This window comes from Micromonospora sp. DT68, from assembly GCF_049847245.1.
In the GTDB taxonomy this organism is placed as follows: domain Bacteria; phylum Actinomycetota; class Actinomycetes; order Mycobacteriales; family Micromonosporaceae; genus Micromonospora; species Micromonospora profundi.
The window spans coordinates 237362-257057 of sequence record NZ_JBNCNZ010000002.1 but is presented as its reverse complement, the minus strand read 5'-3'; the positions used below and the strand labels follow the sequence as shown (position 1 = coordinate 257057).

General features: G+C 71.7%; 18 protein-coding genes and 1 riboswitch. Of the genes, 5 read left to right on the top strand and 13 right to left on the bottom strand.

Features of this window, described 5'->3' with window-relative positions; translation table 11 throughout:
• Positions 1-2 precede the first annotated feature (2 nt).
• From ACPXB1_RS04430 to ACPXB1_RS04415, 4 genes are all read right to left on the bottom strand, one after another.
• Entirely contained in the window at positions 3-626 is a 624-nt protein-coding gene (locus tag ACPXB1_RS04430; RefSeq protein ID WP_053653883.1) for a GTP-binding protein, read from the bottom strand.
• Entirely contained in the window at positions 607-972 is a 366-nt protein-coding gene (locus ACPXB1_RS04425; protein WP_007465174.1) for a DUF742 domain-containing protein, read from the bottom strand. The genes ACPXB1_RS04430 and ACPXB1_RS04425 overlap by 20 nt, the downstream gene beginning before the upstream one ends.
• Positions 973-1058: 86 nt before the next feature.
• A complete protein-coding gene (locus tag ACPXB1_RS04420) occupies positions 1059-1466 on the bottom strand; it encodes a roadblock/LC7 domain-containing protein (RefSeq protein WP_007465177.1) in 408 nt (135 codons plus the stop codon).
• Positions 1463-4639, bottom strand: coding sequence for a sensor histidine kinase (locus ACPXB1_RS04415; protein WP_355590535.1), 3177 nt, complete (start codon positions 4637-4639; stop codon positions 1463-1465). The genes ACPXB1_RS04420 and ACPXB1_RS04415 overlap by 4 nt, the downstream gene beginning before the upstream one ends.
• A gap of 446 nt (positions 4640-5085) precedes the next feature.
• Between ACPXB1_RS04415 and ACPXB1_RS04410 the strand changes: the two genes are divergently transcribed.
• Positions 5086-6267: an ABC transporter substrate-binding protein gene (locus ACPXB1_RS04410; RefSeq protein WP_355590532.1), complete on the top strand. Its 1182-nt coding sequence runs from the start codon at positions 5086-5088 to the stop codon at positions 6265-6267.
• A gap of 141 nt (positions 6268-6408) precedes the next feature.
• Here ACPXB1_RS04410 and ACPXB1_RS04405 read toward each other — a convergent pair whose 3' ends face one another.
• Positions 6409-7206 carry an ABC transporter permease gene (locus tag ACPXB1_RS04405; RefSeq protein ID WP_425734895.1) on the bottom strand — a complete coding sequence of 266 codons (798 nt, stop codon included), beginning with the start codon at positions 7204-7206 and terminating at the stop codon, positions 6409-6411.
• Between the two features lie 163 nt (positions 7207-7369).
• Positions 7370-8401 carry an ABC transporter substrate-binding protein gene (locus ACPXB1_RS04400; RefSeq protein WP_355590526.1) on the bottom strand — a complete coding sequence of 344 codons (1032 nt, stop codon included), beginning with the start codon at positions 8399-8401 and terminating at the stop codon, positions 7370-7372.
• Between the two features lie 269 nt (positions 8402-8670).
• Here ACPXB1_RS04400 and ACPXB1_RS04395 point away from each other — a divergent pair, with 269 nt between their 5' ends.
• The 4 genes from ACPXB1_RS04395 (at position 8671) to ACPXB1_RS04380 (ending at position 13549) form a co-directional block, all read left to right on the top strand.
• Entirely contained in the window at positions 8671-9456 is a 786-nt protein-coding gene (locus ACPXB1_RS04395; protein ID WP_355590523.1) for an ABC transporter ATP-binding protein, read from the top strand.
• A gap of 2 nt (positions 9457-9458) precedes the next feature.
• Complete coding sequence (locus ACPXB1_RS04390; RefSeq protein ID WP_355591369.1) at positions 9459-10409, top strand: LLM class F420-dependent oxidoreductase; 951 nt, start codon at positions 9459-9461, stop codon at positions 10407-10409.
• Positions 10406-10714, top strand: coding sequence for a cupin (locus ACPXB1_RS04385; RefSeq protein WP_355590520.1), 309 nt, complete (start codon positions 10406-10408; stop codon positions 10712-10714). The genes ACPXB1_RS04390 and ACPXB1_RS04385 overlap by 4 nt, the downstream gene beginning before the upstream one ends.
• A gap of 78 nt (positions 10715-10792) precedes the next feature.
• The gene (locus ACPXB1_RS04380) at positions 10793-13549 is read left to right on the top strand and encodes a hypothetical protein (RefSeq protein WP_355631809.1); all 2757 of its coding nucleotides are present in this window, start codon (positions 10793-10795) and stop codon (positions 13547-13549) included.
• Positions 13550-13554: 5 nt separating this feature from the next.
• Here the strand turns inward: ACPXB1_RS04380 and thiC are convergent, their stop codons facing one another.
• The 7 genes from thiC to thiE all read right to left on the bottom strand — a co-directional run bounded on the left by thiC (position 13555) and on the right by thiE (position 19494).
• Positions 13555-15147 carry a phosphomethylpyrimidine synthase ThiC gene (thiC, locus tag ACPXB1_RS04375; RefSeq protein WP_355631810.1) on the bottom strand — a complete coding sequence of 531 codons (1593 nt, stop codon included), beginning with the start codon at positions 15145-15147 and terminating at the stop codon, positions 13555-13557.
• A gap of 17 nt (positions 15148-15164) precedes the next feature.
• Positions 15165-15950 (bottom strand): bifunctional hydroxymethylpyrimidine kinase/phosphomethylpyrimidine kinase, encoded by a 786-nt coding sequence (gene thiD, locus ACPXB1_RS04370; protein WP_355590511.1) that lies wholly within the window; start codon positions 15948-15950, stop codon positions 15165-15167.
• On the bottom strand, positions 15947-16600 hold the full coding sequence (locus ACPXB1_RS04365) for a thiamine phosphate synthase (protein WP_425734894.1): 654 nt from the start codon (positions 16598-16600) through the stop codon (positions 15947-15949). The genes thiD and ACPXB1_RS04365 overlap by 4 nt, the downstream gene beginning before the upstream one ends.
• A 92-nt stretch (positions 16601-16692) precedes the next feature.
• Entirely contained in the window at positions 16693-17472 is a 780-nt protein-coding gene (locus tag ACPXB1_RS04360; protein WP_355590508.1) for a thiazole synthase, read from the bottom strand.
• Complete coding sequence (thiS, locus tag ACPXB1_RS04355) at positions 17469-17669, bottom strand: sulfur carrier protein ThiS (protein WP_355590505.1); 201 nt, start codon at positions 17667-17669, stop codon at positions 17469-17471. The genes ACPXB1_RS04360 and thiS overlap by 4 nt, the downstream gene beginning before the upstream one ends.
• On the bottom strand, positions 17660-18874 hold the full coding sequence (gene thiO, locus ACPXB1_RS04350) for a glycine oxidase ThiO (protein WP_425734830.1): 1215 nt from the start codon (positions 18872-18874) through the stop codon (positions 17660-17662). The genes thiS and thiO overlap by 10 nt, the downstream gene beginning before the upstream one ends.
• Positions 18868-19494 carry a thiamine phosphate synthase gene (gene thiE, locus ACPXB1_RS04345; RefSeq protein WP_355590500.1) on the bottom strand — a complete coding sequence of 209 codons (627 nt, stop codon included), beginning with the start codon at positions 19492-19494 and terminating at the stop codon, positions 18868-18870. Before thiE ends, thiO begins: the two co-directional genes overlap by 7 nt.
• Positions 19489-19597: riboswitch (TPP riboswitch) on the bottom strand. (Overlaps the previous gene by 6 nt.)
• Between the last annotated feature and the right edge of the window lie 99 nt (positions 19598-19696).

Here is a 19696-nt window from a genome sequence, read left to right as displayed (position 1 = left end):
GGTCAGCCGACCGGCGTGGGGAACCCGCGACCGTGCTCGGCCTGCAACCGGAGCATGGCGTGCTCGACGACAGTCACCAGCACCTGCTTTACCGAGTCCCGGTGCCGGGCATCGGTCATCACCAGCGGCACCTGCGGCGAGATGGCCAACGCCTCGCGGACCTCGTCCAGCTCGTACTGCGGAGCGCCGTCGAAGTGGTTGAGCGCCACCACGTACGGCAGGTTGCGGTTCTCGAAGTAGTCGAGCGGGGCGAACGCGTCGGTGATCCGTCGGGTGTCCACAAGCACTGCGGCACCCACCGCGCCCCGGATGATCTCGTCCCACATGAACCAGAAGCGGGTCTGACCCGGTGTACCGAAGAGGTACAGGATCAGGTCCTGGGCCATCGTGATGCGGCCGAAGTCCATGGCGACCGTTGTGGTCTCCTTGCCCGGCACCTTGGACGGGTCGTCGATGCCGACACCGGCCGCGGTCATCACCGCCTCTGTCGTCAGCGGTTGGATCTCGGAGATCGAACCGACAAGGGTCGTCTTACCGACGCCGAACCCGCCCGCGACAACGATCTTCGCGGAGACGATTCCCCGGCCCGGCCGCCCCCCAGCGGGGTCATAGCCTGCGAAGTCCACTTAGCACCCTTCCAAGCAGTTCCATCCGCTCCTCGAACCCCTCGGCGGGAGCAGCAGTGTGTAACGTCAGCAGGCTCTCGGCCACCATGTCGGCGACCAGCACCCGGGCGACGCCAAGCGGCATCCGGGTGTACGCGGCGATCTCCGCCAGCGACTGCGCCCGGCCCTCGCAGACCGTGGCGATGCGGTGCTTGTCGTGCCCCGCGAAGCGGGACTCGGCAACCTGGGTGGGGGAGGCCGTGAGGACCGCCTCGAGGGCGATGTCCTGCCGGGGCTCGGTACGACCGCGGGTGACCGCGTACGGACGTACCAGAGCGCCGCGCGGGTCAGCGCGTCGTTGGTCCATCCCCGATCACCTCCTCGTCGTGGTGGAGTCGGCGCACACCGCCTCCCATCCCTGTTCCGGCACGCGGTCCGCATCCGGTTTCGGCGCTACGAGCGCACCGCGTCTCGCGGCAGCGGCACCAGCGCGGCACCCACCCGCTCCACAAGCAGCGCCATCTCGTAGCCGACCTGGCCCACGTCGCAACTGCGCGCCGCGAGCACTGCCATCGACGAGCCGTCGCTGATCGACATGAGGAACAGGTAGCCGCTGTCCATCTCGATGACGGTCTGCAACACCCCGCCCGCACTGAACATCCGTGCCGCGCCCTCGGTCAGGCTCACCACGCCGGAGGTGATGGCGGCGAGCTGGTCCGCCCGGTCCCCCGGCAGGTCCCGGGAGGAGGCGAGCAGCAGCCCGTCGGCGGACACCGCCACCACGTGGGCGATCCCCGCCACGCTGTCGGCGAAGTTGGTGAGCAGCCAACCCATGTCCTGCATGGCAGCTGGCCTGTTCATCGGCTCTCCTTGGTCGAGGTGCTGTTCAGGTCCGTGCCGGCCGACCGGCCGCGCTGCACGCCGCGGTGGTAGGCCGACAGCAGGCCGCGTACTTCATCGGGGGTCCGCCGGCTGCGGTCCCGGCCACCCTTGGGTTCGATGCCGCCCGGCACGAGCTGCGCCTGCGGCACCCGCTTGGGCAGACCCGAGCGGGTGGTGCCCGCCGGCGCCGGCTCGGCGGCCCGGCTGGCGCGGGACCAGCCCTCGTCCGCCGCGGTCCGCCAGGCGTCCGCGTCGGGGGCGGGGGGCGCGGGCGGAGGGGTGGCCGCTGCCGGCACCGGCCGGGCGGCCGGCGGCGGCGTGTACGACGGTGGTGGCGTCGACGGCGCGGCGTCGCGGCCGCCGTTGCTTCCGCTGCTGAACCCGTCCATGCTCCCCCCGCCTGCCGTTCCGGTGCCGTCGCCGGAGCTACCCGGGGTACGCGTCGGCAGCGGCGGCCGGGCCGGTGTCACTGTCGGCGCGGACGCGGCGGCCGTCTGGCCTGCGGTGCTCGCGCGCATCCCGGCATTCGCCAGGCCTGCGTCGGCGGGTGCAGGCGGCGTGTCGAACTGCGGCCGGGTGAAGATCGCTGTGGCGTCGTCCCCGTGTGACCGGAACCAGACCGCCTCCATCTCCCGGAATATCGGTGCCTCTGCCGGGAAGTCCGGCCGGTTGGTCACCGGGGCGGGCGGCGTGGGCGGCGCGACCGGCCGGGCTGGCGGGGCGGCGGGCGGCGCGACGGCACCGGGGCCGGCGACCGGTCCGACCGGCAGCACCGGTGCGTTCCGACCGTCGGCGGGGTCGGCCGTCGCGCTGCGCCGGGGCAGCGGGGCGATGGTCGGGTACGCCACTGTCGGGCTGCCCATCGAGGTGCCCGCGCCGTTGCTGTACGCGGGCCGGGCCGGTGGAAGCGGGGCGGCGGGTGCCGCGGCGGGCGGTGCCGTCGGGCGTGCTCCGGCGAAGCCGCCGGCCTGCACGGCGGGAGTGGTGTCCCGCGTGTCGAGCGGGGACTGCCACTGTGCCGGCGCCGGTGCCGGCGCGCTGGTCCGCCACTGGTCCGGCAACGTCGGGGCCGAGGTGGTGGCTCCGGCGTACGACTCGGCGTGGCCGACGGGGGTGAGCGGCGTCTGCTCGACTGCCATCGGCTGGCGCTGCCGGGTGAGCGTCTGCTCGCGCCCCCGGTTGGTGGGCAGCACCACTGTGGCGGCGGGCAGTGTCACCTGGGCGACGGTGCCGCCCTCGACGTTGCGGCGCAGCTCCACCCGGATGCTGTAGCGGGCGGCGAGCTTGCTCACCACGGCGAGACCCATCAGGCGGAACGCGGCGACGTCCACGCTCGGTGGCGCGGCCAGTCGCCGGTTGAGCGATTCGAGCTGCTCGTCACTGAGGCCGAGGCCGCGGTCCTCGATCTGGATCAGCACGTAGTCGCGGATGCGGCGACCGTCGGCGACGACAGTGGTGTTCGGCGGCGAGAACCTTGTGGCGTTGTCGAGCAGTTCGGCGACGAGCCGTACCACGTCGTTGACGGCGTGCGCGGCCACCGAGATGTCGGTGTCGACGGTGCCGAACTCGATGCGGTTGTACAGCTCCACCTCGGACTGGGCGGCGCGCAGGACGTCCACGACAAGCGCGTCGTCGCGGCGCGGCACTGCGGAGTCTGCGCCGGCCAGGACCAGCAGGTTCTCGTCGTTGCGGCGCATTCGGGTGGCCAGGTGGTCCAGCTCGAAGAGCTGCGCCAGCCGCTTCGGGTCCTCCTCGCCGCGCTCGATCGCGTCCAGCTCGCCGATCATCCGGTCGACCAGGGTCTGACTGCGGCGGGCCAGGTTGAGGAACATCGCCGAGACGCTGGTACGCAGAGCTGCCTGCTCGGCCGCGACCCGTACCGCCTCGCGGTGGACGACGTTGAAGGCCAATGCCACCTGGCCGACCTCGTCGCGGTTGTTGAGCTGGATGGGGTCCCGGACCTGCCGGACGATCTCCTCCACCCCGCCGTCACCGACGCTGCCCATGTTCTGTAGGCGTTGCACGGCGTCGGGCAGGTCGTGGTTGGCCACCGAGAGCGCACCCTCACGGAGGCGGCGCAGCGAGTGGTTGAGCGAACGAGCCAGCACCACGGCCAGCGAGATGGCGATGATGAGGGTGAGCAGCACCAGGATGGACTCGACCACTGCCTGCCGGATGACTGCCGCACGCGCCTCGTCGGCCTGCGCGAGCAGCCGGTCCTGAAGTTGGATCTCGGCCCAGCGCATCAGGTCGTTCACCGCGCCGATGGCGGCGGTGGCGTCCTGGGCGCTTACCAGCGGACGCTGCCCGACGGAGCGGGTGATGTCGCTCGCCACCCGGTCGGCCAGGCCGACCGCGTCACCGGCCACCGTGCTGTTGACCAGCGACCGCTGCGTGGGGTCGGCGGCGAGTGAGAAGGCGACAAGGGCCTCCTGCTGGCTGGTCAACGTTGCCACGAAGGACGAGAACTGTTCCGGGTCGAGCTGGCCGGCGGTCAGCGCCGAGAAGGCGACCGCCTCCTCCTCGGCGACGGCCGCCTTGGCATGGGCGAACGCGGCGACCGCCCGGCGGCTGTCCGAGAGGCCTTCGTCGCCGGGCAGCTGAGCCAGCCCGTCGCCGTAGGCGACCAGGTCGGTGAGGATGACGCCGTAGCGCAGCACCGCCTCGGCGACGGCCATCTGCCGGCGGTCCAGCACCTCCTGGCGGGTGCCGTCCAGTGTGGCCAGGTGGTCGTCGATGGCCTTGAGCCGGCCTCGCAGCGCCGCCGGCACCTCGCCGATCCGGGCGCGCTCGGCGCGGTACTCGTCCGTCCGCTGCTGCGTCTGCCGCACCCGCAGGTTGTAGGCGTCGGCCGGCTGCTGCGGGGCAGCCAGATAGGCGGCTGCGGCCATCCGCTCGGCGTGGAGATCCTGGGTCAGCGCACTGACGTCGATGGAGAGCGCGGTGAGCGACCGCGCCCGGGTGGCGTCGAAGGCGCCCTCGCCCACCGAGATGAGCCGGACGGTGGCCAGCGCGATCACCGCGGCCACCGGAACGACCAGGATCAGCGCCAGTTTGGACCGGATCCGGGCGTCCCGCAGTCTCGGCAGCCTCCGGCGCGTACGCCCAGCGGCGTCGCCGGGCGCGGGCAGGGTCGTCGGTCCGGTGCTCACGACATCGCCTCCGTCGTTTCTTCCCCGCTTGACCCGCCGAACCATGCCGTAAGCGGAGGGGACCACGCGCGGCACGGCCGCGATTTCATCAGAGAAGATCCTGTTTGGGAAGCCGCAGGGCGGTAGGAAACGGTCGGACGGCGCGGAACCCGTGATCCGGTCAACTGATACCTTCATTTCCGCAAGCCCCTGAACAGGGCATGTAACTCCAGAGTGGTCACGCGTGTATGCAAAGTGAGCTTTTGCAAACATTGCGCTACCCCAGCATGTGGGATGGCCGTCCCGAAAATGCGACCGGGGTCCGCGCTTGACCACAGCGCCAGCCATTGGCAAGGTTTTGCACGCTTCGCGCACACACCGTACGGCAGAGGAGATCCCGTCCTCCACTGAGGACGGATTAGCGGCGGTGACCGGGCAGCGCCCGCGCCCGCACCTGGAGGACTGAGTTGAGCCCCATCCGCTCCGCGACCATCGCGGCGCTCGCATCGGCCGTAGTGGCCACCACGCTCACCGGCTGCCAGTTCGGCGGAGCGGAGCGGGACACGAGTCCGATCGTGATCGCCGCCGACCTCGAACTGTCCGGCGCCGCCGCACCCGTCGGCCGGGCATACCAGCGCGCGCTGGAACTCAAGAGAGACCAGTTGAACTCCTCCGGAGCACTGAATGACCGGAAGATCGAGCTGAAGGTGAAGGACAACCGTTCCGACGCCGCCGAGTCACTGCGCAACATCGCCGACTTCAGCAGCGATTCCCGGGTCAGCGCCATCATCATGGGCGGCTGCAACGAATGCGCTGTCGGCGCGGTTGGCGTCATCAACGAGAAGCGGATTCCCACCATTGCGCTAGCCGCTTCCGGGGCGATCGCCAGCCCGGTCGCCCAGCGGCGTTACGTGTTCAAGCTCGGTCCGAACGCCGTCGACAGCGCCGCCGCACTCACCGCCGAACTGCGCCGCAAGAACATCCGCAAGGTCGGCCTGCTCTACAGCGACGACGATTACGGCCGGGAGGGCGTGGTAGCGCTACGCCGCGAACTGACCAAGGCCAACATCAAGGCCGCCGGTGAGGAGTCGGTGAAGAACACCGACACGGAGGTCGGTCAGCAGGTCGGCAAGCTCAACCGGCTCAAGCCCGACGCCCTGGTGGTCTGGACCCCGCCGGAGCAGGCAGCCCTCACGGCCACCAGCGCCCAGCAGGCTGGCTTCCGGGGGGCGCTCTTCTTCGACGCCGCAGCGGCCGGCGACCTCTTCCTCGGCGCGGCGGCCCGGGCCACCGAACGAGCTACGTTGATCTTCACTCAAACGATGGTGATCGACGACGTGATTGCCACCACACCGGCGAAGGCTGCCCGACGCCAGTGGTTCCAGGAGTACACGGCACGCTTCGGCGGGTACAACGGGTCCTCGTCCTTCGCCGCCGACGCGATCCAGCTCATCGCCGACGCCGAGCTGCGTGCCGGCGGCCCGATCGGTCAGGTCGACCGCGACGGCATCCGTGACGTGCTGGAGACGTCCCAGATGGACGGCCTGTCCGGCCCCATCCGGATGACGCCCGACAACCACTCCGGACTGATGCCGCAGGCACTCACCACGCTTGTCGCCCGCAACGGCCGGTGGCGGTTGGCTGGGTAACGCGCCGGGCCTCCTTGGTTCTTGTCGTCCGGCTTGGCTCTCGTCGTGTGCCGGGTGGTGGGGTGGGGCAGCGTCGAACGCAAAGGGCCGGCCCCTGGTTGGGGCCGGCCCTTTGCGTTTTGTGGGTTGATCTTTGGTTTCTCAGTGGCTGCTTGTGGTTTCTCGGACCCAGGGCAGGGCGAGCCGCTCGATGAGCAGCAGCGCCGCATACAGCAGGATGCTCACCAGCGCCACCAGCATGATCGCCGCCCAGGCGGTCGCTGTGTCGCCGACACCCGCGTACTGGAGGATCACGTAGCCCAGGCCGTCCTCGCCGGCCTGGAACTCACCGATCACCGCGCCGATCGCGGCCAGCGGCATCGCCACCTTGAGCCCGACGAAGATCTGCGGCAGCGCGGCCGGGAACCGTACCTTGCGGAACGCCTGCCAGCGGGAGGCGTTCCAGGAGCGGACCAGCTCGGCCAGATCGGCCGGCGTGGTGGTCAGCCCGGTCGCCGTGGAGAGCACGATCGGAAAGAAGCAGAGCAGGAACACCATGGTCAGGATCGGCTTCTGACCCCACCCGAGCGCCACCACCAGCAGCGGACCCAACGTGATCTTGGGTACGGCGTTGATCGCGACAAGCAGCGGCGTGAACATCTGCTCCACGGTGCGGGAGCTGGCCAGGGAGAGTCCGATCAGGACACCGGCGACCGCCGAGAGGGCGAAGCCGATCAGGATCTCCAGCAGCGTGACCCAAGTGTGCTCCAGCATCTGGACGGGCTTGTCAACGAACGCGGTGAGCACGTCCCCCGGCGGCGGCAGCGCAGCCGGGTGCACCAGCTCCAGCCGGGCGACCAGCCACCACACCGCCAAGGCGATCAGGAGGCCGGCCACGGGCAGCAACGCCGCTCCGGTCCCGGCACGCAGGCCGGAGCCCCGACCCGTCGACCCCGCCACCGGCCCGGTGCCCGGGGATGGGGCCGCCGTCACCGCCGGCTCCGCTGACCGGACGTCGGCCATCTTTCCTCCTCGATATCCGAAGGCCCTTGGGGCCGACGAGCGACGGGGGTACGTCACGCCGGAACCGGCGCGACGTACCCCCCTTGTGACGACCGGACGATCAGGCCTTCGGCGCGAGGCTGAAGTCGATGATCTGCTCCGGGGCGATGTTCTGCTTGAGCGCGCCAGCGCCCTGCAGGATCGCGATGCTCTTCGCGACGCGGCCGCTGTCCAGCGTGCCGATCGCGGTGCCCGAGTTACCCGAGCGGACGTAGGCGGCCATCAGGTCCAGCTCCGCGGCGGCGGCGGCCGGGTTGGCGGCGTCGACGTTCTTCTTCAGGATCTCGCCGGCCTCCTTGGAGTTCGCCAGGCTGTACTCCAGGCCCTTGAGCAGCGCCGCGGTGAAGCGCTTCACCATGTCGGGCTTCTCCTTGGCGATCTTCGAGGAGGTGATCAGCACGTTGCCGTAGAGGTCCTGCATCACGTTGCTGTACGGCAGCATGACTGCCTTCTTCTTGGACACCGCCTCGATGGTCGGCTGGCCGACGACGAACTGGCCGATGCCGTCCACCGAACCGTTGGCAAGCGTGCCGATCAGCGCCTGCGCCTCACCGTTGACCCAGGTCACCTTGCTGACATCCACACCGGCGAGCCGGGCGTACGTCGGGAACAGGTTGCGGACCACGGACCCCGGCGTGTCGGCAAGCTTCTTGCCCTCGAGGTCCTTCGGAGAGTTGATGTTCTTGCCCTCGACGGTGGCGATGGCGGCCATCGTGCGCTGCTGGATCGCGGCCACCGCCACGAAGTCCTTCGCCTGCCCGTTGCCGAGCTGGAGCAGACCGCCGGTGAGGTCGATCGGCCCGAAGTCGGCCTGGCCGCCGACGACGGTCTGGATCACGCCGCCGGTGCCCTGACCAGCCTTGATCTCTACGTCGAACCCGGCGTCCTTGAAGAAGCCCTTCTCCTTCGCCACCCAGGCGTAGGAGTCGCGGCCGAAGTTGCCGAAGGAGGTGAGGTAGGTCACCTTCTCCAACGTCCCGCCGTTGCCGCCCTTGGCGTCGTCCGACGAGTCCGACCCGCTGCTGCAGGCGGAGACGAGGGCGAGGGCAGTGGCCAACGCGGCCGTAGCGACCGTACGGGTCAGCCTTCTCATCAGTAGCACCATGTCCTTTCCGACCGGGGCCGCAGGCCACGGAGGGGTTGTCGCGACGGAACCGGCAGGAGGGGTAGAAGCCGGGCACCGCCGTCGTGAGGGGACTCTTCGCGGGCACAGCGTACGAGAAACCCACAGTTGCGACGCCAGGCATATCGGGTTGCGGAACGGAAACAACATGACGACCACCCCGGACGGTGCGATACCGAGACGCGACCGCTAGCCTTTGTCGGATTCCTGACCGTCCACTCAGCGGAGGTCCGCCGGAGATGATCCGACTGTCCGGGGTGTCGCGTACCTTCGAGGGCCGGTCCGGCCGTGTGGAGGCGCTGCGCGGCATCGACCTCGACGTCGCCGAGGGCGAGTTCGTCGCCGTGCTCGGGCGCTCCGGCTGCGGTAAGTCCACGCTGCTGCGGCTGATCGCCGGGCTGATCCCGCTGACCGCCGGCGAGATCACAGTGGCCGGTACGCCGATCACCCGTCCCCGCCGGGACATCGCCATGCTGTTCCAGAAGCCGGCCCTGCTGCCCTGGCGCACAGTGCTCGACAACGTCCTGCTGCCGGTGGAGATCTTCGGCTGGAGCCGCGCCAAGCACCGCGAGCGGGCCCAGCAACTGCTCGACGTGGCAGGGCTTGCCGGGTTCGAGAAGCGGCTGCCGCACGAGCTTTCCGGCGGCATGCAGCAGCGGGTGTCGCTGTGCCGGTCGCTGATCGGCGACCCCCGGGTGATGCTGATGGACGAGCCGTTCTCGGCGCTGGACGCGCTCACCCGCGAGGAACTCTCCGGCGAGCTCCAGCGCGTGCACATGGAGAACAAGCCCACGATCGTCTTCGTCACCCACTCGATCGACGAGGCGGTCCTGCTCGCCGACCGGGTGGTCGTGCTGAGCCCTCGCCCCGGGCGGATCCGCAAGGTCGTCGAGGTGAACATCCCCCGACCCCGCACCCTGGGCCGCAACGCCCACCTCGCCGACGTGGCCCAGGTCAGCGCCGACCTGCACGAGCTGTTGATGGAACGCGACCAGCCGGCCGCGGCCGGCGCGGAAGGACGATGACCATGCGGGTGTCGGTGTTCACCGAGCCGCACCGGGGCGCAAGCTACGACGACCAACTGCGGTTCGCCCGCCTCGTGGAGGCCGCCGGCTACGAGGGTTTCCTCCGCGCCGACCACTACCAGGCGATGGGTGACGACCCGGGTCTGCCCGGCCCCACTGACGCCTGGCTGACCCTCGCCGCGCTTGCCCGCGAGACCGAACGGATCCGCCTCGGCACCCTTGTGACGTCGGCGACGTTCCGCCTGCCCGGCCCGCTGGCGGTGATGGTCGCGCAGGTCGACCAGATGAGCGGGGGCCGGATCGAGCTGGGCATCGGCGCCGGCTGGTACGCCCGCGAACACACCTCGTACGGCATCCCGTTCCCGGCCGTCGGCGAGCGCTTCGACCGGCTTGCCGAGCAGCTTGAGGTGCTCACCGGCCTGTGGACCACCCCGCCGGGCGAGACGTACAGCTTCACCGGCGACCACTACCAGCTGGTCGACGCGCCCGCCCTGCCCAAGCCCGTGCAGGTGCCCGGCCCGCCGATCATCGTGGGCGGACGCGGCCCCAAGCGCACCCCCGACCTGGCCGCCCGCTATGCGACCGAGTTCAACATGCCCTTCAAGTCCGTGGCGGAGACCTCCGGCGCGTACGACCGCGTACGCGAGGCGTGCGCCCGTACCGCCCGTGCCGAATCGGGGCGCCCGCCGCTGGTGCTGTCCGCCGGGATCGTGGTGGCCATCGGGCGTACCGACGCGGAGGCGCAGCGGCGGGCCGCACCACTGCACGAGAAGAGCGCGCTGCCGCCGGAGGACCCGGTGGTCGGCTCGCCCGCACAGCTCGTGCAGCGGATCGGTGAGTTCGCCGAGATCGGCACCACCCGGGTGCACCTGCGCATGACCGACCTCTCAGACCTCGACCACCTCGAGCTGATCGCCGCCGAGGTGCTCCCGCAACTGGACGGTGCACGATGAGCGAAACGATCGACGAAACCGAACTCGGGCCGGTGGGCCAGGAGATCGTGTACGAGAACGACCGGGTCCGGGTGTGGCACATCCGGCTCGAACCGGGCGAGCGGCAGCCCCTGCACCGGCACGACCACCCCTACCTGGTGATCGCGGTTCAGGGCGCCAAGAACATCGTGCAGACCATCGACGGCACGCGGATCGACGCCGACGAACCCACCGGCGGTGTCGTCTACCGCGACCCCGGAGCGGTGCATATGCTCACCAATGTCGGGGACACGACATACCTGGCCCGCCTGGTCGAACTCAAGTAGACCCGCCGTAGCGCGCCTCGGCGCGCCGCGCGGCGCGCCGGTGGCGATCGGGTGTACCGGGTGCGTAACGTGCCCGACATGGCCTATCGGACCTGGGGCAAGCTCCTGCTCACGGCGCTTGGGGTGAGCGTGCTGGCCGGAGCGGGCCAGCTCGGCGTCGCGTACGGCTTCGGCATCGTCCGACTCACCGGCGCGTTCACCGGCACGACCGTCAACCAGTGGCCGGCCCAGCTCGTGTGGGTCGGCTGGTTCGCCGCGAACGCGGCAGTGGCCGGCGCCGTCCTTACCGGTCGCCTGGCCCGCCGGGACGCCCCGACGGCCAGCACCGGCCGGCAACTGGCCGTCGGCGGTGCCGCCGCGCTCGGCGCCACGGTGGTCGCCCCGCTCTGCATGCAGCCCGCACGGGCCGCCGAGCTTATCTCCGTCGACCCGGTCTGGGCGGTCGGCATCTGCGCCGTGCTCGGCGCGGTGATCGGGGCCGGTGCGGCGATCGCCGTCCTGCTCCGACCCGAACTGGGCTGGAACATGGCGGCCGTGGCCGGCGCGGTCTGGCTCCTGGCGCTGATCTCCGTCCTGCCGTCCCTCGGCACAGTCGGCCCGCTGCCCACGGTCCGACTCGGCGTACTCGAACCGAGCTGGCTGGACGACGCCGCAGCGCAACGGCTGGCGCTCGTCCTGCTGCCCATCGTGGCGCTGCTCGCGGGAGCGGCGACAGCCGCGCTGGCCCGCTCGCGCGGCCAGGTTCCGCTGGTCAGCGGCGCGACAGGGGTGGCCGGTCCGGTCCTTGTGGCGTTCGCCTACCTGACCGCCGGCCCCGGCGATGCTGTGGACCGCTACCAGGCAACCCCCTACTACGGCGCGTTGATCGCGGTTCTCGCCGGTGCGCTCGGAGCCGCCGCGGCCGCCCTGTTGCGCTGGCCCATCGGTGCCGGCAGCACCTCCGGTCGACAGGCGATCGAGCCCACCGACATCCTGCGTCCGCTCGCCGCCGGCCCGGCGCTACCGGGCACCGCGCCTGCGACATCGGCGGATCCGGCGGGCGACGGCGACACCACAGCGGCCACCGACCCGACCACCGTCGGCGCCGAGCTGGCCGGGGCCCGTCCAGGCCCGCGCGCCACCGACGACATCGCCGCCGTACGCACCGTCCCCGCCCACTGGGACTGGCCGACGACCACGGCCAGCGGTCAGTACGGGCCAGCCACCACCAGCCCGGCGCGAGCGGGCGCGTCGACAGATGCTTCCCCACCGACCGGTACGACAGGCGACGGCCTCTCCGGGCCGTCCGGAACGGCCAGCACCGAGATCATCGGCTCGGCCGGCACCACCTCGACGTCAAGCGTCCCGGCCGGCCGTATCGGCGACACAGGCCGCGCCGCAGCCGCAGGGCACATCGGAGACACTGGTCGCACCGGAGACGCAGGCCCAGTGGACGGCACGGCCGATGGCGGCCTCGCCGCCAGCGCGGCGACGGCCACGAGTGGCGCGGCCCAGCCGACAAGCGACAGCGTGCTGACAGACCACCCGACCACGGGCAGGACGGGCGTCGAGACAGGCACAGGTACGGCGGACGCGGGCACGGTCCCGACGAGCACGAGCACGCCGGGCGCGAGCACAGCCGGCACCGATGCGACAGGTGCGAGCGCGGCCACCGGGAGTGCGGGCGACGGGCCGGCCCCCAAGCCGCGTCGGACCCACAAGACGAAGGCCGCAGCGACAAGCACCACCGAGGCCGCCGCATCCGGCACCGAGGCCGTGCCCGCGCCCGGCACCGTCACCGAAAGCGCCGCGCAGGACGGACCCGCTGTCGCGGCGGCACCGGCTGCCGGCCGCGCCCGCAAGTCCGCCCGGTCCGGCAGGGTAAGCGCCGACATCAGCGCCGACGCCCCGGCAGAGGAGGGCGGCACTCGCCCCGGCGAAGAGGGCGACGCTCAGCCGGCCGGCGAGAGCCAGGCCACGCCGACCCGCGAAAAGGCGGGCCGGGCCACCACGACCGGCCGAAAGGGTCAGCGGGCCATGACCGGTTCCACAACCACTGCTACCGCAGGCACCTCCGACGCAGGGCCGGCAGCGCAGCCGGACGCCACAGCCGGGCCGACGAGCGAGCCCGCGATCGCCGACGCGTCCAATGCGGCCCGCGCCGCCCAGCCCGCGACCGAAGCTGCTGCCGGCGGCTCGCTGTTCGGCACGCCGGCCGCCGCAGATCCGGGGACCGACCGCTGGACGCCGGCTCCGCCGGCCTGGCCCGTGGCCCCGACGTGGACGACGTCACCGCAGGTCGATGACACCGCAGCGCCTGCTCCGGGCACGTCGGGCACCTCCGAGGAGTCGTCCGGGTGGACACCCCGGCCCCGGCACCGGGCACCGCTGCCGGACCTGAGCCGGGTCAGCAGCTGGGACGCCTTCAACACGGCCCGCCGCACCGACCCGACGGCTTCGCAGCCCGGTCCGACGGCAGTCCCACGGACTCCCGGCCAGGCCACCAGTGCCATCGACGACTCCGAGCAAGGTGCTGCCTCCGAGACGGCAGCCCCGGCCGGACCAGGCGCGTCCACTGTGGTACCGGGACAGCCCGGCACCACCGACGGGCCGACCAGCGGCGACGCGGAGCAGCCCAGCCGGCGCGAACGGCTCGGCAGCCTGTTCCGGCGCGGCCGGTCCCGGACCGAGGCGGAGAATCGACCCGGGACGGCTGCGTCGGAGCCGCTGCCCACGCAGGACGAAGAGTTCGTAGACTGGGTCGCCGGCCTCGGCAAGCCTGTCGCGGACAACGAACCGGAGCAGGAGGACGGCCGGCGCTCCCTGCGCTCCACCGGCCGCCACCACCGCGACTGAGCTGATCAGGCCAGCGGGAGGTAGACCCGTCCACCACCGGAGACGAACTCCTCCGACTTGTCCTTCATGCCGCGTGCCGCGTACTCCTTGAGTTCCTGGGTGATCTTCATGGAGCAGAACTTGGGGCCGCACATCGAGCAGAAGTGCGCCGTCTTCGCCGGCTCGGCGGGCAGCGTCGCGTCGTGGTAGGAGCGCGCCGTCTCCGGGTCCAGTGAGAGGTTGAACTGGTCCTCCCAGCGGAACTCGAACCGCGCCTTCGACAGCGCGTCGTCCCACGCCTGCGCACCCGGGTGTCCCTTGGCCAGGTCCGCCGCGTGGGCCGCGATCTTGTACGCGATCACGCCCGCCTTGACGTCGTCGCGGTCGGGCAGGCCGAGGTGCTCCTTCGGGGTGACGTAGCAGAGCATCGCGGTGCCGAACATGCCGATCATCGCGGCGCCGATCGCCGAGGTGATGTGGTCGTACGCTGGCGCGATGTCAGTGGTCAGCGGGCCGAGCGTGTAGAACGGCGCCTCGTGGCACCACTCCTGCTGGAGATCCACGTTCTCCTTGATCTTGTGCATGGGCACGTGCCCCGGCCCCTCGATCATCACCTGTACGTCGTGTTCCCAGGCGACTGTCGTCAGCTCGCCGAGGGTACGCAGTTCGGCGAACTGCGCCTCGTCGTTGGCGTCGGCGATCGAGCCGGGGCGCAGCCCGTCACCGAGGGAGAACGTCACGTCGTAGCGCGCCAGGATCTGGCACAGCTCGGCGAAGTTCGTGTAGAGGAAGTTCTCCTCGTGGTGGGCCAGGCACCACGCCGCCATGATCGAGCCGCCCCGCGAGACGATCCCGGTGACCCGGTCCACTGCCAGCGGCACGTACGGCAGCAGCACGCCAGCGTGCACCGTCATGTAGTCGACGCCCTGCTCGGCCTGCTCGATCACCGTCTCGCGGAAGACCTCCCAGCTCAGCTTCACCGGGTCGCCGCCGACCTTCTCGAGGGCCTGGTAGATCGGCACCGTGCCGATCGGGACCGGCGAGTTCCGCACGATCGCCTCGCGGGTCTCGTGGATCCGCTTGCCGGTGGACAGGTCCATCACGGTGTCCGCGCCCCAGCGGGTGGCCCAGGTGAGCTTCTCCACCTCCTCGGCGACCGACGAGCTGACGGCCGAGGTGCCGATGTTGGCGTTCACCTTCACCAGGAACGCCTTGCCGATGATCGCCGGTTCGCACTCCGGGTGGTTGACGTTCAGCGGTAGCACCGCCCGGCCGGCGGCGATCTCGGCCCGGACCAGTTCCGCGTCGACGTTCTCCCGGATCGCCACGAACTCCATCTCCGGCGTCACCACACCGGCCCGCGCGTACGCGAGTTGGGTGGGTCGGCGACCGTCCGCCCCGGCGAGCGGCGTGCCCGCGCCCCGCACCGGCGCCACGTCACCGCGCTCGGCGATCCACGGCCCGCGCAGCGGCGGAAGCCCCACCTCCGGGTCGGAACCGGGCCCGGACGTGTCGTAGAGGCGCACCGGCGGGTGATCACCGGTGAGCGTCACCTCGGCGAACGGCACCCGGACATCGGGGCGCGACCCTTCGACGTACACCTTGCCTCGTGCCTGCATGACAGCCTCCCTGGTGATCAAGCGGACCAGCCGAAGTGATCAAGCGGCCCGCGGCCCGCACCCAGCTCCCAACCCCGCCCACCGGTAAGCGCGCGGAGCACGTACTCCTTTGCGGAAGCGACCGCCGCCGGCACCGGATCGCCGAGCGCGAGCCGCACGGCGATCGCCGCCGAGAACGAGCACCCGGTGCCGTGGGTGTGCCGGGTGTCCACCCGTGGCCCGCGCAGCACCGTGGTGACGCCACCGCCGCACAGCACGTCGACCGCCTCGTCGCCGTCCAGGTCGCCGCCGGTGACGACGACGTGTTCCGGGCCGCCGGCACCGAGTGCTTCGGCCGCCACGACCATCGCGGCCACGTCGTCCACAGGGCGTCCGGTGATCGCCGCGGCCTCCGCGCAGTTCGGCGTCGCCACCCTCGCGTACGGCAGCAGCCGCTCCACCGACGCCACCACGCCGAGCCGGTGGCCACTCGTGGCGACGAGCACCGGATCGACGACGAGCTGTGGCAGCCGGCCGTCGCGGGCGGCCTGTGCCACAGCGTCGGCGACGGCGGGTGTGCCGAGCATTCCCGTCTTGACAGCGCTCACTGTGAAGTCGGCGAGCACGCTGTCCATCTGCTCGGTGATCGTGCGCGGGGGCAGCGGCAGTACGGCGTCGACACCCTGGGTGTTCTGCGCGGTGATCGCCGTGAGGACGCTTGTGCCGTACGCGCCGAGCGCCGCGAAGACCTTGAGGTCGGCCTGGATGCCGGCGCCACCGCCGGAGTCGGAGCCGGCGATGGTGAGGACTGTGCGCGGGGTCATGTTCCCTCTTTGGTTGCGCTTTGGGGCGTTGGGACCTGGCTGCCTCTGCGCGAGCTTGGGGCGACCGCCTCCTTGAACGCTCTGGTCAGCGTGGTGGCTGTTTCGGTGGGGTCTTCTGCTCGCATGAGCGCGCCCAGCACGGCCACTCCGGCGGCTCCCGCGCGCACGCATGCATTGACCTGCTCCGGTGTTTCCACGCCGCCGAGGGCGAGGACTGGCACGCCGCTGACCTGGATCAGGTTGCGGAGTCCGTCGGGTCGCAGCGGGGGGCCGTACCCGGGTTTCGTCCTTGTGGGATAGACCGGGGAGATGGTGGCGTAGTGCTCGGTGGTCAGCCGGGCCAGCTCGGCCCGGTCGTGGCAGGAGCGGCCGACGACTGTGTGGGTCGACGGCGGGTACGGGCCAGCGGCGGGCAGGTGGACGGCGTCACCGTCGAGCGGATCCGGGCCAGCCACGATGAGGGTTCCGCCCACGTCGGCGAGGATCGCGCGCAGGTCGCCGGCGAGGGCGAGGCGCTCGACGCGGGGCAGGTCCTTCTCCCGCAGGACGACCCACCGCACTCCCCCGGCCACCGCCCGAGCGACAACCAGGTCGAGTGGTCCCGACGCGACAAGCCGATCGGTGAGCAGCACGACACCTGACGGCACGATCCCCGCCGAGATCTTGGAAGGATTCGGCCCCGTGCGGGGCAGTTCGCTTCCAAGATCTGCACGTGGGTGATCAGCGGCGAGCGGGTGGGGGGTCACAGGTCGGGTCTTCCCTCGTCCGGGGTGGATCCGAGGGCGTGGAAGCGCCGCTCGATCCGGCCCGCGCGAGCGGCCAGGCGGCCCGCCTCGACCGCGTACCGCATCGCCGTCGCCATCCCCACCGGGTCGGCGGCCCGGGTGACAGCGCTGGCAAGCAGGACGGCGTCGCAGCCCAACTCCATGGCCAGGGCCGCGTCGGACGCGGTGCCGATGCCGGCGTCGAGGATGACGGGCACGTCAACGCTCTGCCGGATCAGCCGGATGTGGTGCGGGTTGCCGATGCCGAGCCCGGAGCCGATCGGCGAGCCGGCCGGCATCACTGCGGCGCAGCCCACGTCGGCGAGTCGACGGGCGAGCACCGGGTCGTCGCTCGTGTACGGCAGCACTGTGAAGCCGTCGGCGACGAGTTCCTCGGCGGCGCGGAGCAACTCCACGCCGTCGGGCAACAGGGTCCGCTCGTCGCCGATCACCTCAAGCTTGATCCAGTCGGTGTCGAACGCCTCCCGGGCCAGCCGGGCCACCTTCACCGCCTCGGTAGCCGTGTAGCAGCCAGCGGTGTTCGGCAGCAGGCGTACGTCGCACCGCTCCAGCAGGTCCAGCAGCCCACCGGCGGTTCCCGGTGCGGTGTCCACGCGGCGCAGCGCCACTGTGACCAGCTCGGTGCCGGAGGCACGGATCGCCTGCTCCAGCACATGCAGGTTCGCGGCCCCGCCGGTACCGAGGATCAACCGCGAGGTGAACGTGACCCCGCCCAGTTCGAACGGCACGCAGCTCACCCACCCTGCGCGGCGGTGAGCACCTCGACGCGGTCGCCGTCGCGCAGCACGGTCGCCGGCCAGCCGGCCCGGGGCACCACCTCGCCGTTCACCGCCACCGCCACCCCGCGGTGCTGCCCGGCGATGTCGCCGACGAGGTCGGCCACCGACGTCCCACCGGCCACGCTGCGGCCGGTCCCGTTCACCGTCAACTCCACCGGTTCTCCTCCATCGTCCGTTCAGGTCCGCCCACACCGACCGCTCCGGCGGGAACGCGCACCCCGCCGGCAACGCGTCCCTCGCGATCCGAGGTGCCGAACCGGTCCGCCCCGAAGGGCGCGAGCAGCGGGTCGGCCACACCGGTGACCACCAGGTCGGCGATCAGGTCGGCGGTGATCGGGGTGAGCACGATGCCGTGCCGGTGGTGGCCGGTGGCGGCGAGCACGTCGGGCCGTCCGGGCAGCGGCCCGAGGATCGGCGCGTTGTCAGGGGTGCCGGGGCGCAGGCCCGCGACGGCCTCGACGATGTCGTACTCGGCCAGCTCGGGCAGCAGGTCGACACCGGCGCCCAGCAGCCGCTGCACGGCACCGGCGGTGACGCCTGTGTCGGAGCGCTCCTCGACTGTCGCGCCGAGCACCACCTCACCGTCCGCGCGGGGCACCAGGTAGACGGGCTCCCCGTCGGCGTACCCCCGGATCACGTGCCGGAAGCCCGGCGCGACGCCGCCGGGCGCGCGTAGCCGGAGGATCTGGCCCTTCACCGGCCGCACGGGCAGACCGGTGAGTGCCGCGGCGCCGCAGCCGGCGGCGACCACGATGAGGTCGGCGTCCACATCGGACAAACGGTCGACGGCGCTCGGCACGAAGACCACGCCGGCCCGCTGCGCGGCAGTGCGCAGCGCCGGCACCAGCAGCCGTGGGTCGACCTGGTGGTCGGTGGGTGCGAGCGCGCCACCGCGCACCCGTGGCGCGAGCGCCGGCTCGTGGTGGCGCAGCTCGCTGGGACGCAGCGGGGTCACCGGCAATCCCAGACCCTGTTGGTACGCCCACAGCCGGCGCGCCTCGGCCAGGTCGTCGCCGGTCAACCCGACGAGCAGTGTGCCGTCGGTCCGATAGCCGAGGTCGGCGCCTGTCGTCTCGGTCAGCTCTGCGGCGAACGCCGGCCAGCGGGCGGCGGAGGCCACCAGCAGGTCGGTGAGCTGCCGCTCGCCGAAGTACGCCTCGGAGACCGGGGCGAGCATCCCGGCGGCCACTGCGGATGCGCCCGACCCGGGTGCCGCGTCGTGCAGCGCCACCCGCAGGCCGCGTACGGCGCACCGCCAGGCGATCGCCAACCCGATCGGCCCCGCCCCCACCACCGCCACGTCCGCAAGGAAGGGCCCCTTGTTAACGGCTGCTGTAGAGGAAGGGCCCCCTGTTAACACGTCAGCGCCCGCAGCAGCTCGGCAGCGGCCTGAGCGGGGTCGGCGGCTGCGGAGACCGCGCCGACGACAGCCACCCCGTACGCCCCGGCGTCGCGCAGTGCCGGCACCCGGGCGGCGGTCACCCCGCCGATCGCGATGACGGGTACGTCGACGGCGTCGACGACGGCGCGTACCCCTGAGGGGCCGATCGGGTCCGGCAGCCCGGTCTTGGTGGTGGTGGCGTGGCACGGGCCGACGCCCAGGTAGTCGGCGCCCGCCGCGATGGCAGCGATCGCTGTTTCCGGCGCCCGGGCGGTGGCGCCCAGCACGCCTGTGGGGCCGAGCACCCGGCGTCCGGCGGCGACCGGCAGGTCGTCGGCGCCGACGTGGCCACCGGCGGCTCCCACCGCGAGCGCCACGTGCAGGCGGTCGTTGACCAGGCACGTCGCCCCGTACGGCGTGCAGAGCGCGAGGACCCGGCGGGCCAGGTCGTACGCCTCACGGTCGGTGGCGGAGTCCTCGACCCGCACCTGGACGACCAGGTCGGCGCGGGCCGCGGTGAGGGCGGCCCGGACCACTGTGAGGGGGTCCTGCCCGGGGCGGGTGTCGGTGATCAGATGCAGTCGACCGAGGGACGGCACGGCAACTCTCCTCCCTGCGCCGGCATTACCCGGATCAGGTTCGACGGTCGGGGGCTTCAGCCCCCCTCTCAGCCCGGTGCACCGGGCTCCCGTGGGTTACTTGCACATCACCGTACGACAGTTCTGTTGACGTGCCAAGGGCGGGATGCCCCGGCTCAGATGGCGGGATCCGTCGGGCACTTCATCCCGGTCCTGCCAGGAA